Here is a 15,716-nt window from a genome sequence, read left to right as displayed (position 1 = left end):
TAATATAATGGCAAAAAAGCATATTTTAATCGTCCCTGGTGACGGAATTGGACAAGAAGTAACAGCAGTTGGTAAGAAGGTATTAGATAAAATCGCTGCTCGATTTAATCATGATTTTACCTATGATGAGGCATTAATCGGACACGTGGCTATTGAAGCAACAGGTGATCCTCTTCCTGCTGAATCCTTGGAAAAAATGAAGAATTCGGATGCTGTTTTATTTGGTGCTGTAGGGCATCCAAAATATGACAATGATCCATCTGCGAAAGTACGTCCTGAGCAAGGTTTGTTAAAAATGCGTAAAGAATTAGGCCTTTATGCTAATTTAAGACCGATTAAATTATTTGATGAGTTGTTAAGTGCTTCTAGTATCAAACCTGAAATTTTAAAAGGAGCAGATATTTTGTTCTTCCGTGAACTGACTGGTGATATTTATTTTGGAGAGAAAGGAAGAAAGAATAATGGAGATACAGCTTATGATGTGGCTGAATATAGCCGTTATGAAGTAGAAAGAATTGGACGTAAAGCTTTTGAGGCAGCAAGAACACGTAATAAAAAATTAGTTTCGGTTGATAAGGCAAATGTTTTGGAATCTTCGCGTTTATGGAGAGAAGAAATTCAAAAGTTAGCTTTAGAATACCCAGATGTAGAAGTTGAATACCAATTTGTAGATGCTACAGCTATGTTATTAATCAAAGATCCAAAACGCTTTGATGTAGTAGTAACAGCTAATTTATTTGGTGATATTTTGACAGACGAAGCTTCTCAAATTGCTGGTTCTATGGGTATGTTGGCATCAGCATCTATAGGAGATGGAACGGGCGTTTATGAGCCTATTCATGGTTCTGCGCACGATATCACTGGAAAAGGATTAGCCAATCCAATGGCTTCAGTTTTATCTGCTGCTTTATTATTAGATATTTCTTTCGGGTTAAAAGAGGAGTCGGAAGTAGTTATTAATGCTGTTGATCAAGTTTTGAAAAAAGGTTTCAGAACAAGAGATATTGCTGATTCGACGACAGATCCTTCTATGATTTTAGGAACAGATGCAATTGGTGAAGAAATTTTGAAATTGATATAATTGATTCATTTTGAATAAAATAAAAAGTCCTAGCTTTTAAAGGCTAGGACTTTTTTATTTCTAGAGATTAAGAGAAATATCTAAAATCCTCATCTCCATTAATTTTCAACAAACATTCATAAATTAAATCAATTACCGCTTCCATATCTGTTTTGGCAATTGTTTCAACGGTCGTATGCATATATTTTAAAGGTAATGAAATCAAAGCTGATGCAACTCCTTCTGTTGCATAAGCAAACGAGTCAGTATCTGTACCCGTCGACCTAGAAACAGCTTGTCTTTGGAATGCTATGCTCTTTTCTTTTGCGACATCAATAATAAAGTCTCTAACGTTATTCTGAACTGCTGGACCATAACATATAACGGGTCCTTTTCCACAAGCCATATCACCTTGTGTTTTTTTGTTATACATAGGCGATTGTGTATCGTGAGTTACATCTGTAATAAATGCTAAATCAGGTTTTAGGCGTTTAACAATCATTTCTGCACCACGTAATCCAATTTCTTCCTGAACTGAATTGACAACATAGAGTGTATATGGTAACTGAATATTATTTTCTTTTAATCTTCTAGCAACTTCTGCAATCATATATCCACCTATACGATTATCCAAGGCCCTTCCCACAAGATATTTATTGTTTAATTCCATTAAGCCATCTTCGAAAGTAACCACTGTTCCTACGTGAATTCCCATTTCTTCCACTTCTTGTTTATTGGCAGCTCCACAATCGATAAAAATATCAGAAATTCCTGGTGCTTTATCTTTGGTGATATCTCTAACATGAATGGCCGGCCATCCAAAAACACCTTTAATAATTTTATCTTTTGTATGGATATTTGCTCGCATAGAAGGTGCGATTAAAGCGTCAGATCCGCCATTTCTACGTAAGAATAAATAACCGTTCTCATCAATATAATTTACAAACCAAGAAATTTCATCCGCATGAGCTTCAATGACTACTTTGTATTTTTGTCCTGGGTTTATGACAGCCACAGCTGTTCCATAAACATCAATTATTTTTTCATCTAAATAGGGTTTTAAATAATCCAACCAAATTTGCTGTCCGGAAGCTTCAAATCCAGTAGGGGATGCATTATTAAGATACTTGTATAAAAATTCATTTGCTTTATCTGCCATTTCTTTCAATTTTATTTAAGATGCAAGTTAATAAGCTGTCTTTAAATTATCTTTTTATTAGGAAAAAAATAAATTAATCTTTTTTGCTTCAATTTTAAACTTAATTTTGTGGTTTTATACAATTTAGGTAGTATTTTTGAAGGCTTTTAAAGCAAGTGATTATTAAAATTATATTTGATGAAGAAAATAGCTGTATTTACATCAGGTGGTGATGCTCCAGGAATGAATTCTTGTATTCGTTCAATTGTGAGAGGCGCTACCTACCACGGAGTTGAAGTATTTGGAATAGTAAGAGGTTATAATGGTATGATTAAAGGGGATATTATTCCTCTTAATTCACAATCAGTTAGTAATATAATTCAAAGAGGGGGTACCATTCTTAAATCTGCTAGATCGAAGGAATTTACCACAACAGAAGGACGTTCGAAAGCATACAAGCAATTACAAGAAAGAGGAATCGAAGGTTTAATTGCAATAGGAGGGAATGGTACATTTACCGGTGCTGAGATTTTTTATAACGAATATAAAATCCCAACTGTAGGTGCTCCTGGTACTATTGATAATGATTTATACGGAACAGACTATACCATTGGATTCGATACTGCAGTGAATACAGCATTGGATGCAATTGATAAAATTAGAGATACTGCTGATTCTCACGATCGTGTTTTTTTTATTGAGGTAATGGGTCGTGATTCAGGTTATATTGCCATTCAATGTGGTATTGCAGGTGGTGCTGAAGCTGTCATGATTCCGGAGAATTTAACTCCAGTTAGTGAAATTGTTAGCATTCTTGAGAAAGGAATCGCAAAGGCTAAATCGTCTTCTATTGTAGTTGTTGCTGAAGGTGATGAAGAAGGCAATGCACAGAAAGTGGCACAAAAAATCAAAGGTTTGATGTCAACTGAAATGGATATCAGAGTAACCACTTTAGGACATATTCAACGTGGTGGTGTTCCAACTGCTTATGACCGAATTTTAGCTAGCCGATTAGGTTTAGGAGCATTGGAAGGACTTTTAAGAGGAGAGAAAAATGTGATGGCCGGTGTAGTTAACAACCAATTGGTTTACACTCCTTTTCATGATACTATTACCAAGAAAAAACCAGTTTCAGAAGATTTAATCCGAATGGTAGAAATTTTATCGAGCTAGTATTAGCAATAACCCATTATTTTATAAATGATAAAACCTGTTATCTCTCTAATAATTTTAGAGCATAGATACAGGTTTTTTTCTTCAGGTACGATTTGATGTAAAAGTCCCGTATTTCCATCTTTCCGTAATTGATCCACTGGATAGATGGAGAATCGAAAGCCTTGCTTTTCAAAACATGCTTTTGCTCTTCTGCTATGATAAGCAGACGTAATGACAAGCATTGAATCACTTTTAATGTATTTTCTTAGAGCTAATTTAGAATTTACGGCATTTTCAAAAGTGTTTTTAGCAAATTCTTCAATAAATATATCTTTGGATGGAACTCCCATTTGTATCATGAATTGCTTAGATTGATAACTTTCCTTGGCCATATCTTTCATGAGAACTCCAATAGTTGTATTTCCTCCCGTAATTAATATTTTTTTGATTATTCCTTTTTTATGTAATAAAATGGTTTGCATCAATCGATCAGAAGATTCTGCAAAAGTGTAATCCTCGGTTATTTGCCCAGTATTACGAATAATTCCTCCTCCCAATACAATTCCCCAGATATATACACCTTTAGGTAGATTTTTTGGTTTTTCTAATTCCCAATTCGAATACAATAGATTGGTAAAGAATCCGTTCGTAAATAAAATCAATAAAAATAAAGTGGATAAAATCCCGATTTTAACCTTTTTAAGGTCTTTTTGAAAGTATGCAAAAATGAGAAAAAATAAAATCCAACAAATTGGTAAAAGTAGAAAATCAATTATTTTAGATAGCGAAAAAAACATTGTATTTTTATTTAATTTTAACAAAAATATGCCTTTAATATGAAAGTAGTTTTAATTCAAATTTTATTTTTAAGTACTTTATTTAATCTTTTAGGTCAAACCACTGTTAATAAGGTTTCAAAATCTGATGGATATCAAATAGCTGGGACAATTAAAGGTCTCGGTAAATCGGAAGTGTTTTTAGCGCATTACTTTGGTGCTAGTCAACAAGTTATTAAAGATACAGTCGTAGCAGATGAAAAAGGACATTTTGTTTTCAAAGGAAAAGAGGATTTGCCTGAAGGTTTGTATTTAATTTCTTTCTTGAAAAATAAATATTTAGATTTTATCATTGGCGAAAAACAATTTTCATTTGAAACGGATACTTTGGATTTAATAGGCTCAATGAAAATTAGCAATTCGTTAAATAATAGTCAATTCTATCTTTTTCAAAAGGAGATGTCTGAAAAAGTGGCTAAAATAAAAACGGCAGACCCTTCTAAATTAGCTCCCAAAGAACTTAATGAACTAAGGAATTCCATTAAATCATATCAAAGTGCATGGTTAGAAAAGAATAAATCTTTATTAACGGCCCAATTTATTAAAGCAACGATGGAACCTGAAATTCCAGCCTATACAAAAGCAATAAAAACTGCCAAAGATAGTAGCGATTTCAATAAGTACCAGTTCAATTATTATAAGGCGCATTATTTCGACAATTTCAATTTGAATGATGATCGCTTTTTACGCTCACCATTTTTACAAAAGAAAATTGAAAAATATTTTGAAGATTTAGTTGTACAAGAATCAGATTCAATCACCAAAGAAGCAGATCGTTTATTATCAAAAATCAAATCTACTGATATGCGTAGATATGTAGTATATAAAATTGCTTCTACTTATGAAAATAGTAATATTGTCGGGACAGATGGAGCCTTTGTATATTTAGCAGAGAAATATTATATCGGAGAACCAGCACTTTGGGATACTTCTACCGTCAGAAGAATGAAGGAAAGAATTAAAATTATCAAACCTTTGGTAAATGGTAAAAGAATTCCAGAAATGTACTTGACAAATCCAGAAGGGAAGGAGTTTACCATTGCTAATCTTACAGGTAACTATTCTGTTATATTTATTTATGATCCGGAATGTAATCATTGCAAAGAAGAGACTCCCAAATTATTAGCATTAAATGACTTTTTTAAGTCAAAAAATGTAAGTGTGTTAGCTGTTTCCATGGAGAGAGATAAAGCTAAATGGCTGAATTTTATTTCAGAATTTAAGATTGCATCTTTTTATAATGGAATTGATATTCATAAAAATCCCAATAATGGAAAAGAGGAATATTACACAGATTTTCGTAATAGTTTTGATGTATATTCCACTCCAACTGTTTACATTGTTGATAAAGCAAAACGCATCATTGGCAAAAGAATACCAGTAGACAAGATTAAAGAATATCTCGAGTTTTATGAGAAAAAAATGGCATCGTATAGCCTAAGTTCAATTAAAAAATAGACCGGATATTTTCTAAAAGAGAATTGTTAGTTAAGATTGATTTTACTTTTATCCCTTTTTCCAACAATGGGATAATAATTTCGTTGTTTTTAAAATCATTCAATTTACCTAAAAATTGAGACCAGTCATTAGGATTGATCTGATAGGTAATCCTACTTTCTAAGTCAATTAATTCAGCTATTTGAATTTCATCGTTTTGGGTTATTTCTGAATCGTGATGTATATGTAATAACTGAACATCATGCGACAATGATTTTAATTCGGCTAATTGATGAATCATTCGTTCAGCATCTTCTCCAGAAAGCATTAGATCAGTTAAGAAAAATAGTTTACTTTTTCGTTTAATGGATGGAATGATTTCATCTATACATTGGATGTATTTAGTTTCGATTTGATTTTCTGAATGTTGATAAAAGAATTCCAATTTTGAATAAATGGATTTTAAATTCGCAAGAGAGGATGATAAAGGAGAGTTTATTTCTAGTTTGTCCGATATTACAATGACAGAAAAAGCATCATTTTGTTGATGAAGCAACTTACATAAAACGGCAATTATTTCAAGCCCTCTTTTTAATTTTGAATGTTCGACAGAAGGGTAAAACATGGAAGATGACGCATCCAATATGAAATAGACATTCATTGATGCGTCATTGTAAAAATGCTTGGTATAAAGTTTGTCTGTTTTGCCAAAAATTTTCCAATCAATACTTCTTATGTTTTCGCCTGTTTGAAATGTTTTGTATTCTTTGAATTCAGATGAAAATCCTTTGGAAGATCCTTTGTGTTTACCATGAATAAGGCAATCGACGATATAATCCGCATTAATTTCGAAAAGATTATTTTCTACGCTTTGAACTTTTTTTTCTAACATTTTTCTTTTTTCGAACCGACTTTTTCTTTCCTTTCTTTAAGTATTTTTTGTTTTTAATTTTTCGTTTTAAGCGGTATTTTTTCTTGTATTTAAGTCGGGTTTTTTGGTAAAACTTTTTACTAAACTTTGGAGTTGTTTCCATTTCTAAATGTTGATAAGGAATCAACATTTGTTCATTTTCAAAACCAATAATTTTTAATTTTACTTTACTCAATCCTACTTTTCGAATATTTAGTTTTTTGGCACCAATTTCAGTTAAATCAATAATTCTACCAGATTTATATGGGCCTCTGTCATTGATTCTAACAATGATTGATCTTTTGTTATAAATATTGGTTACTTCAACAAGTGTATTAAATGGTAATAAACGATGGGCTGCGGTTAGTTCTTTTCTATTCAGTAATTCCTGATTAGCCGTTTTTTTATTATAAAATGCGTTGGAATAAAATGAAGCAATCCCATAACTTTCTTCCCCTAAATCTTGACCATAACCTAATTGGCATAGGAAAACCAATAAAAAAGTCAATGTTTTGAAATAGTTGTGCATAAGACAAAATTACTAGAAGTTTTTGTTATTAAGCATTATGGATAGAATTTAATATTTTAATTAGATAATCCTATAAATTGATAAAAAGTTTGTTTAAAATTTGTCTATTTTTTTTGAGTGATTAAGATTATATAGTAGCTTTACGCAATTAATAACTTAAAATTTTATTAAAAGTGGAAGATAGAGAAAGAGAAGAATTATTTTCAAAACGAATTAGAGCAGGTAAAAGAACTTATTTTTTTGATGTAAAGTCAACACGCTCACAAGATTATTACATTACAATCACAGAAAGTCGTCGTCATCAAAAAGAAGATGGATTCGTTTATGAAAAACATAAGATGTTTCTATACAAAGAAGATTTCGATAAATTTATGGAAGGTTTAAAGGAGGCAGTTGACCATGTGAAGACTGAATTGATGCCTGATGTAGATTTTACACAGTTTAATCGTGATGATGAGGAGTTTGGTGGTAATTCTGATTTAAAGTGGGAATAAATTGTAAAAAAAATAGTTTAAAAGCCTCTGTTTATACAGAGGCTTTTTCATTTTATACGTACTTTTGCACTTCATTAAAAATCAGACAAAATTATAATGGGATTAACTTGTGGAATTGTAGGTTTACCAAATGTTGGAAAATCAACTTTATTTAGTGCTATTTCTTCTAACAAAGCAGAAGCGGCGAATTATCCTTTTTGTACAATTGAACCTAATGTTGGTATTGTTACAGTACCTGATGAACGTTTAAATATATTAGCTGAATTTGTTAAGCCTCAAAGAATCTTACCTACGGTAATTGAATTTACAGATATTGCAGGATTGGTTAAAGGTGCTTCGCAAGGAGCAGGATTAGGAAATAAATTCTTAGCTAATATTCGTGAGGTAGATGCTATTATTCACGTGGTTAGATGTTTTGAAGATGAAAATATTATTCACGTGGAAGGTCGCGTAAATCCAATCAGTGATAAAGAAATCATTGATATGGAATTACAATTAAAAGATCTTGAATCAGTTGACAAAAAGATTTCCAAATTAGAACGCGCGGCAAAGGCAGGTGATGCAAAAGCTAAACAAGAATTGGCTGCTTTATTGCAATTTAAATCTACGTTAGAGGCAGGAAAGTCGGCTAGAACTGTTGAAATGGATGCTGATTTAAGGGAGGCTGCTATTGGCGAGTTGTGTTTATTGACTGATAAACCCGTCATTTATGTAGCAAATGTTGATGAAGCTTCACTAACAGCCGGAGGTAATCAATTTGTAGACCAGTTAAAAGAAAATGTTAAGGCGGAAAATGCGGAGGTAATAGTTGTTTGTGCAGCACTAGAAGCACAAATTTCTGAAATCGAAGATTTGGATGAGCGCATGATGTTTTTAGAAGAATATGGATTAAAGGAGTCGGGTTTAAGTAAGTTAATTCGTAGTTCTTATTATTTATTAAATCTTATTACTTATTTCACAGCGGGCGTACAAGAGGTTCGTGCTTGGACAATCCAAAAAGGTTGGAAAGCCCCACAAGCTGCTGGAGTTATTCATACCGATTTTGAACGTGGTTTTATTCGCGCAGAGGTAATCAAATTTGCCGATTATCAAACTTATAAAAGTGAATTAGCTTGCAAAGAGGCAGGGAAAATGAATGTGGAAGGCAAGGACTATATCGTTCATGATGGCGATATCATGCACTTCCGTTTCAACGTTTAAGGATAAATAATTCTCTGGTAACCAATCAATGAATCATATCGTTGACCTGGTTTTCTAAAATAAACCAATATTTCATATTGATTTTCGGTTTGAGAATAATTTCCTTCTAGGCTTGTATTCGATAAATTATTGCTTAAATAATGGTAATTATAAATACCTTGTTTAAGCAATATTTTTTTCGTGTAAATACCATTGGAATCATCATAATCCATTTTAAATGCAGGTTTTAATTGATAAGAGTTAGGTAACATACCCACATATATACCTTCGTCCTCCCACTTTCTGCTTTTTAAGATAAAATTGCACCAAACATAATCTGCTTGTAAATTATTGTCAGGATTTTCATAGTTTTCTATTACGATTGCACCATTCATATCCATTTTTTGTGTGTATGAATAGTTACCTTGAGGAGTTTCAGGATAGGTCGTAATTTGTGTGTAATTTTCCAACGCTTGAATATTAGCCACAAAATTTAGCTTTTGCTGTGTGCTTCTTAAATCTATCATTCGATATTCATTACTTCCTGGGATATTATTTTCATTATCGAAAAATAAATAAGAAATTTTACGATCAAATGCATTGATGCTAGGTTGTGGTAAATGAGGAAGTAAATTGTCTGAATTTGAATTTCGTTGAACGATTATTTTTAAATTTTCATCGCCGGATAATAATAAATTTTCAGGGTAGGAGAGATTAAGTTCTATTGCTTGATGACTTAGTCTAAATTCATTTCTTTTGGCAAAAGTAATTTTTCCAGCAACGATTAATTCATTTTCAACAACAGAGAATCTTTTTGTTAAAACAGTATCTTTTTTGTTTCGGTTGAGATAAACTTGAGCAATATAATTTCCTGAAATTCTAACTTTGGGTAAGGAAATCTGATAATGCAGATAAGGTATTTTTGTTCCAAAGGAATTGGCATTTTCTCTAATGGGGATGTCATTAAAGTCGCTTAGGTATTCGATTTCATTTAGGTTGGAAGGAACCCAATTGGCCTGACAATGAATAATTCTTAATTGGTAATTGGCATATTTAAGGGATAAATCATCAAACGAAAGTACATATTCACCTTGATGATTTATCTCAATGATAGGATTATCTTGAATGATTTCTTTGGGCTTATTTTTAACTAAATAGGCACTGTGAATATAATCCTTTTGAATAGCATTGTAAATTTGAGCATGTAATGACATGTTCAAAAATGAAAAAAATACCCATAAGAGGGATGTTTTATATTTCATTTTATTCAATCAATGCTTCCCACTCTTCTGTTATTTTGTTTAATTCAACTTGAACTGATTTTAAATCCAATTCTAATTTCTTCAATTCATCAAAATCGCTGTTTTGAGCTTTTTCAGCCATTTTATTTTCAATGTCAGATTTTTTATTTTCAAGTTCAAAAATCTGCTGTTCTATTTTTTCAATTTGCTTTTGATTATTTAAAGGTTTTGCTACCACTTTTTCCGTGGTATTTTTTACCTTTTCAGGAGCACTTAATTTTTGACTTTCTTGGGGTTTTTGTGTTTGACTTCCTTTTCTGCTTTCTTGCCAAACTTCATATTCATCAAAGGTTCCATGATATTCTTTGATTTCATAATCTTCTATATACCAAATTTTATTGGCAATATTTGATACAAAATATCTATCGTGAGAAACCACTACATAAGTACCTTCGTATTGTTGAAGAGCTTGAATTAAAATATTAACGGATTGCATATCCAAGTGGTTGGTTGGCTCATCCAGCAACAAAAAGTTGGCTTGTGAAATTAATACTTTGGCCAATGCAACTCTAGATTTTTCTCCTCCTGAAAGTACCTTGATCTTTTTAAACACTTCTTCGCCAGAAAACAAAAAGCAACCTAAAATGCTTCTTAATTCCATTTCAGTCTTCGCCGTTCCAGTTGCTTTTAATTCTTCTAATAAACTGTTTTCTACTTGTAAACTTTCTAATTGATGTTGAGCAAAAAATGATTCGATTACATTATGTCCTGTTCTTCGTTCACCTTCAATTGTTTCGGAACCTGATATGATTCTTAATAAAGTAGATTTACCTTTTCCATTTGCTCCAATCAATGCAATTTTATCTCCGCGGTTAATGGTAGCAGAAGTGTTTTTTAATATTATTTTTTCACCAAATGCTTTTGAAATATGTTCCAAAAACAAAATAAATCGACCTGGTTGAGTTCCAAAATTGAATTTAAAATTCACTTTAGCTTTTTCATCAATTACTTCATCTACCACATCCAAGCGGTCTAAAGCTTTCACCCTCGATTGAACTTGTCTAGCTTTAGATGCCTTCGCTTTAAAACGTTCTATGAAACGTTCGGTTTGTCTTATCTGAGCTTGTTGGTTTTCATACGCCCCTTTTTGAATTTCATTTCTTAAGGCTTTTTCTTCCACATAAAAAGAATAATTACCTGGGTACAATGTGATTTTTTGATTCGAAACTTCCGCGATATTATTGATGGTTCGATCTAAAAAATATCGATCGTGAGAAACTACCACAATAGAACCTTCATAATCATGGATATATTTTTCAACCCATTCGATAGAAGGTAAGTCCAAGTGGTTGGTAGGCTCATCTAATAATAAAAGGGCAGGTTTTTGTAACAATAATTTTGCTAACATAACGCGCATTCTCCAACCTCCAGAAAATAAACGCAATGGCTTATCCAAATCATCGGTTGTAAATCCTAAGCCTTCTAAAATTTCTTCGGTTCTTGATTGTATGGTATATCCATCTAATCGTTCGAATTCCTCTTGGTATTTTGAAAGTTCATCGACATCCTTGTCTTCATAATTTGTTTCCATTTTATGAAGAACGATATCAATTTGCTTTTGAAGTTCTAATTGACGTTCAAATGCTTGCATTGCCACATGCAAAATGCTTTCATCTGTTTGATAGGATAGGAGATCTTGATTTAAAAATCCAATGGTACATTCTCCAGATTTAGAAATAGTACCTCCATCTGGTGAATATTCTCCCGAAATTAATCGAAGTAAAGTTGATTTTCCAGTTCCATTTGCGCCAACGAGCCCAATTTTGGTTTTTGGTTTGATATGTAAATTGGCGTTTTCGTAAAGTGCGCGACTCCCGAAGTAAAAATTTAAATTTGATATAGAAAGCATTCTACAAAGATAATCGATAATTCAAAAAATCTCAATTTAAATTCATCATAAACGATTTCTTGCTCCTTGCCCTCCTGTGTATGCACAATGGATTAAATCATCAAAAGAATTAAAAACGATCGGTGTTTTATGATATCCCAATGATTTAGCCATTGAAATGGTTCTATTATTATCGCCCATTGAAAACTCAATGTCATCCATTCCTAATTGGCAAGGGTGCTCATATCCAACCGCATGTGTGATTTCAGCAATTTCTTTCACCAAAGTATGATGGTACTTGTAAAATCTTTCACTCTTTAAAGTGACATCGATCCCTGATTGTAACCATTTGTTTGATGTAGCAATACCTGTTGGGCAATGATTGGTATGGCATTTTTGAGCTTGAATACAACCAATCGACATCATGGCCTCACGTGCAATATTGATACTATCTGCACCCATAGCAAATGCCATTAAAGCCTTTTCAGGAAATCCCAACTTGCCAGAGGCGATAAAAAAGATTTTATCACTTAAATCATATCGTTGAAATATCTGATAAACTTTGGCAAATGCAAATGTAAATGGCATGGATACATGATCCGCAAAAGCATGTGGTGCCGCTCCAGTACCTCCTTCTCCACCATCAATGGTAATAAAATCGGGTCCTTTACCCGTTTTTGCCATAAGTGCAGCCAATTCTTCCCATTGTTCTAATTTCCCTATCGCCGATTTAATTCCAACAGGGAGTCCTGTATTATCAGCGATATTTTCAACAAAATCAATTAGTTGTGCAATAGAATTAAATTCAGAATGAAAGGCAGGTGAAACTGCATCTTTCCCCATTGGGATATTTCTAATCGTGGCAATTTCTTTATTTATTTTGGAAGCAGGTAGCATTCCCCCTTTTCCAGGTTTTGCTCCTTGCGACAACTTAACTTCGATTGCTCTTAAATTAGGGTTTTGCTCAACCTTTTCGATCAATTTATCCATGGAAAATTTTCCATCCAAATCGCGAACTCCAAAATATGCTGTTCCAATATTAAGGATTAAATCTGAACCAAATTGATGGTATGGAGATAAGGAACCTTCGCCTGTATTGTGATAACAACCTGATAGCAAAGCACCTTTATTTAATGCTTCAATGGCTGCCGCTGAAAGTGATCCGAAACTCATTCCAGAGATATTGACAATTGAATAGGGTCTGTACGGTCTTCTACGTTGATGATATAAACCAATGACCTTTGCGGCAGGTAAAATTCCTGGATTCTTTCGGAATACATGATTGGCTGGCGGATTAAAGCCCATCATTGCATTTTTGATAAATATATAGCCAGGTGCGTTAAAGTCTTGATCAGACCCAAAACCTTGTAAATTATTTTCGTTTTTGGATGAAGCATAAATCCACGATCTTTCCTGGCGATTAAATGGCAACTCTTCTCTATTATTGGCAACTATGTATTGTCTAAGTTCAGGTCCTATTTGTTCTAGCCAATATCTAAAATGTCCAACTATGGGGAAATTGTGGGTAATTGTATGTCGTTTTTGTAAAAAAATATCTCGGATAATGACAAGTAGGATAATCAAAGAAATCCAAAACCAAATGGAATGGAATAGTGAATTAACGATTGTATTCATTTTTTTAGCGTTGATTTTATTAAAACTAACAACGGTTAATTAAGTTATAAATTTTATTCCTAATTCTAATGTTTATCTTTGTGGCTTGAAAATTAATTTATGGTTGACTATTTAAAACTTCAATCTTTTGTTTGCTCTGTTTTTGAATCGCTAGGATGTAGTAAGCAAGACGCTGAATTGGCAACAGATGTTTTGGTTTCTGCCGATGCACGTGGTATTGATTCACATGGTGTGGCTCGTTTGGCCGGATATGTCCGTTTGTATGATCATGGCCGTTTAAATCCAAATCCAAAGATTAAAATTTTACATGAATCTCCTTCCACAGCTTTGATTGATGGTGATAGGGGATTAGGTTTAGTTGTTGCTCCATTTGCTATGGAAATTGCTAAAGAAAAAGCCGCAATTGCTGGTACAGGTTGGGTGGCAGTACAAAATTCGAATCATTTTGGAATAGCTGGATATCATGCTATGAAGGCTTTGGATCAAAATATGATCGGTTGGGCCATGACTCACGCTGCACCTTTGGTAACTCCGACTTTTTCGAAGGAAAAGTTATTAGGAACGAATCCCATTGCAGTAGCTATTCCTGCTCTCAATGAGCCAGCTTTTGTTGCTGATTTTGCATCGACTGCAGTTGCTTATGGGAAATTGGAAATTTTACAAAGAAAAGGACTAGATACTCCATCAGGTTGGGTTCAAGATAAAAATGGGGAACCTTGTAATGATGCTTTCGCCATCAAAAATGGAGGAGCTTTACTTCCATTAGGAGGCGATAGGGAACATGGTTCTCACAAAGGGTATGCCTTGGGTGCCATTGTTGATATTTTATCTGGAGTTCTTTCCGGAGCAAATTTTGGACCTTGGGTTCCTCCCTTTGCAACAGCAGGTTTTATGAGCGCGACTGAATCGGTGGGTGTGGGAACGGGGCATTTTTTAGGAGCTATGCGTATTGATGCATTTAGACCCGCTTTGGATTTTCAAAAAGACATGGATAAATGGATTCAAAGATTTAGAAGTGCAGATGCAGTAGAAGGCCAAAAAGTTATTATTCCTGGTGATCCAGAAAGAGAGTTGGAAAATATTCGTAAAAATGAAGGAATTCCATTGATAGACCCAGTTTTGAAGGATTTAAAAGTGTTAGCAGATCGATTTAATCTATCATTTGATATTATTTAGTTATGGTACAAAATAAGCGTTTTAAGATTTTTATTTTAGTTTTTTCCTTGGTAACAGCCATGTTTTCTTATTATGCATGGCAAGTGTTCAAAACTCCTAATTTTAATGTGAAGGAAGGAAAGGAGTTTGAACTTTTAATACCTAAAAATGCCAGTTTTAACAGTGTTTTGGATACTTTAAAAAAGCATGATATTGTAAGGGATCAGTTAAGTTTTCGATTTTTGACAAAGGTGTTAAAATATCCGGAAAGGATTAAAGCAGGTCGTTATTTGATATATTCTACTTCTGGTAATTGGGAGGTTTTACGAAAATTACGCAATGGTCGACAAGATGCCTTGAAAGTGGTAATAAACAATTGGAGATTGAAAGAAGATATTGCAGGGAAATTGAGTAAAACATTACCTTTTGATTCGGTATATATCTTTAAAATGCTTGATTCTTCCGATTTTGTTGCAAAATATTCATTTACGAAAGAAACTATTCCAGCCATCTTTTTACCTAATACGTATGAAGTATTTTGGACTTCATCGTTTGAAGACTTTATGGCTAAAATGAGTAAACAATCTTCCAAGTTTTGGAATTCCGATCGTCAAAAGAAAGCTGCTGAATTAGGTTTAACCACTACAGAAGTAAGTATTTTAGCCTCAATTGTCGAAGGGGAGAGTAAAAAATCGGATGAGCAATCTAGAATTGCTGGGGTTTATTGGAATCGTTTGCAGCAAAAGATGCCTCTACAAGCTGATCCAACTATTGTTTTTGCTTGGAAGGATTTTACGATTAAGCGTGTAACCGGAAAATACACTGCAATTAATTCCCCTTACAACACTTATCGAGTAACGGGTTTACCTCCAGGGCCTATTTCGATACCCTCCACAAGTGTGATAGATAAAGTATTGAATCTTGAAAAACATAAGTATTTATATTTTTGTGCCAAAGAAGATTTTTCAGGTTATCATTCATTTGCCGAAAGTTATCCAGCACATTTAGTTAATGCCGCAAACTACCAAAAAGCATTGGATCAATTGAATATTAAATAAG

The 15,716-nt window shown here is 33.2% G+C and carries 14 protein-coding genes; 7 read left to right on the top strand and 7 right to left on the bottom strand.

All coding sequences use genetic code 11. From position 1 onward, the window contains the following. Positions 1-7: 7 nt before the first annotated feature. Entirely contained in the window at positions 8-1,081 is a 1,074-nt protein-coding gene (leuB, locus tag V7S79_RS02725; RefSeq protein WP_459489016.1) for a 3-isopropylmalate dehydrogenase, read from the top strand. Between the two features lie 67 nt (positions 1,082-1,148). Here the strand turns inward: leuB and V7S79_RS02720 are convergent, their stop codons facing one another. Beyond that, entirely contained in the window at positions 1,149-2,219 is a 1,071-nt protein-coding gene (locus tag V7S79_RS02720; protein ID WP_459489015.1) for a M42 family metallopeptidase, read from the bottom strand. A gap of 177 nt (positions 2,220-2,396) precedes the next feature. Between V7S79_RS02720 and pfkA the strand changes: the two genes are divergently transcribed. Beyond that, a complete protein-coding gene (gene pfkA, locus V7S79_RS02715; RefSeq protein WP_459489014.1) occupies positions 2,397-3,371 on the top strand; it encodes a 6-phosphofructokinase in 975 nt (324 codons plus the stop codon). A gap of 2 nt (positions 3,372-3,373) precedes the next feature. On the opposite strand, the gene V7S79_RS02710 is transcribed toward pfkA, so the two are convergent. Further along, positions 3,374-4,150, bottom strand: coding sequence for a YdcF family protein (locus V7S79_RS02710; protein ID WP_459489013.1), 777 nt, complete (start codon positions 4,148-4,150; stop codon positions 3,374-3,376). A 39-nt stretch (positions 4,151-4,189) separates the two neighbouring features. Here V7S79_RS02710 and V7S79_RS02705 point away from each other — a divergent pair, with 39 nt between their 5' ends. Continuing rightward, positions 4,190-5,647: a DUF4369 domain-containing protein gene (locus V7S79_RS02705; RefSeq protein ID WP_459489012.1), complete on the top strand. Its 1,458-nt coding sequence runs from the start codon at positions 4,190-4,192 to the stop codon at positions 5,645-5,647. Here V7S79_RS02705 and V7S79_RS02700 read toward each other — a convergent pair. Beyond that, on the bottom strand, positions 5,637-6,518 hold the full coding sequence (locus tag V7S79_RS02700; RefSeq protein WP_459489011.1) for a DUF58 domain-containing protein: 882 nt from the start codon (positions 6,516-6,518) through the stop codon (positions 5,637-5,639). The two genes, V7S79_RS02705 and V7S79_RS02700, sit on opposite strands and share 11 nt — an antisense overlap. Continuing rightward, positions 6,484-7,065, bottom strand: a complete 582-nt coding sequence (locus V7S79_RS02695) for a septal ring lytic transglycosylase RlpA family protein (RefSeq protein WP_459489010.1) — start codon at positions 7,063-7,065, stop codon at positions 6,484-6,486. Before V7S79_RS02695 ends, V7S79_RS02700 begins: the two co-directional genes overlap by 35 nt. A 173-nt stretch (positions 7,066-7,238) precedes the next feature. On the opposite strand from V7S79_RS02695, the gene V7S79_RS02690 reads away from it, so the two are divergent. Further along, the gene (locus tag V7S79_RS02690) at positions 7,239-7,559 is read left to right on the top strand and encodes a DUF3276 family protein (protein WP_459489009.1); all 321 of its coding nucleotides are present in this window, start codon (positions 7,239-7,241) and stop codon (positions 7,557-7,559) included. Positions 7,560-7,655: 96 nt separating this feature from the next. Beyond that, positions 7,656-8,759 carry a redox-regulated ATPase YchF gene (gene ychF, locus V7S79_RS02685; protein WP_459489008.1) on the top strand — a complete coding sequence of 368 codons (1,104 nt, stop codon included), beginning with the start codon at positions 7,656-7,658 and terminating at the stop codon, positions 8,757-8,759. Here ychF and V7S79_RS02680 read toward each other — a convergent pair. Genes V7S79_RS02680 through V7S79_RS02670 form a run of 3 tightly spaced genes read right to left on the bottom strand, consistent with a single transcriptional unit; the run spans position 8,756 to position 13,502 of the window. Next, positions 8,756-9,952, bottom strand: coding sequence for a type IX secretion system plug protein (locus V7S79_RS02680; RefSeq protein WP_459489007.1), 1,197 nt, complete (start codon positions 9,950-9,952; stop codon positions 8,756-8,758). The genes ychF and V7S79_RS02680 overlap by 4 nt on opposite strands. Before the next feature lie 49 nt (positions 9,953-10,001). Then, positions 10,002-11,888 carry an ABC-F family ATP-binding cassette domain-containing protein gene (locus V7S79_RS02675; protein WP_459489006.1) on the bottom strand — a complete coding sequence of 629 codons (1,887 nt, stop codon included), beginning with the start codon at positions 11,886-11,888 and terminating at the stop codon, positions 10,002-10,004. Positions 11,889-11,933: 45 nt separating this feature from the next. After that, entirely contained in the window at positions 11,934-13,502 is a 1,569-nt protein-coding gene (locus V7S79_RS02670) for an FMN-binding glutamate synthase family protein (protein WP_459489005.1), read from the bottom strand. Between the two features lie 99 nt (positions 13,503-13,601). On the opposite strand from V7S79_RS02670, the gene V7S79_RS02665 reads away from it, so the two are divergent. After that, positions 13,602-14,678 (top strand): Ldh family oxidoreductase, encoded by a 1,077-nt coding sequence (locus V7S79_RS02665; RefSeq protein ID WP_459489004.1) that lies wholly within the window; start codon positions 13,602-13,604, stop codon positions 14,676-14,678. A gap of 2 nt (positions 14,679-14,680) precedes the next feature. Further along, positions 14,681-15,715, top strand: coding sequence for an endolytic transglycosylase MltG (mltG, locus tag V7S79_RS02660; RefSeq protein WP_459489003.1), 1,035 nt, complete (start codon positions 14,681-14,683; stop codon positions 15,713-15,715). The last annotated feature ends 1 nt before the right edge of the window (position 15,716 follow it).

The organism is Aquirufa sp. ROCK-SH2, assembly GCF_054558315.1.
The sequence above is the reverse complement of the archived record's forward strand: the minus strand, read 5'-3'. Positions and strand labels throughout refer to the sequence as shown.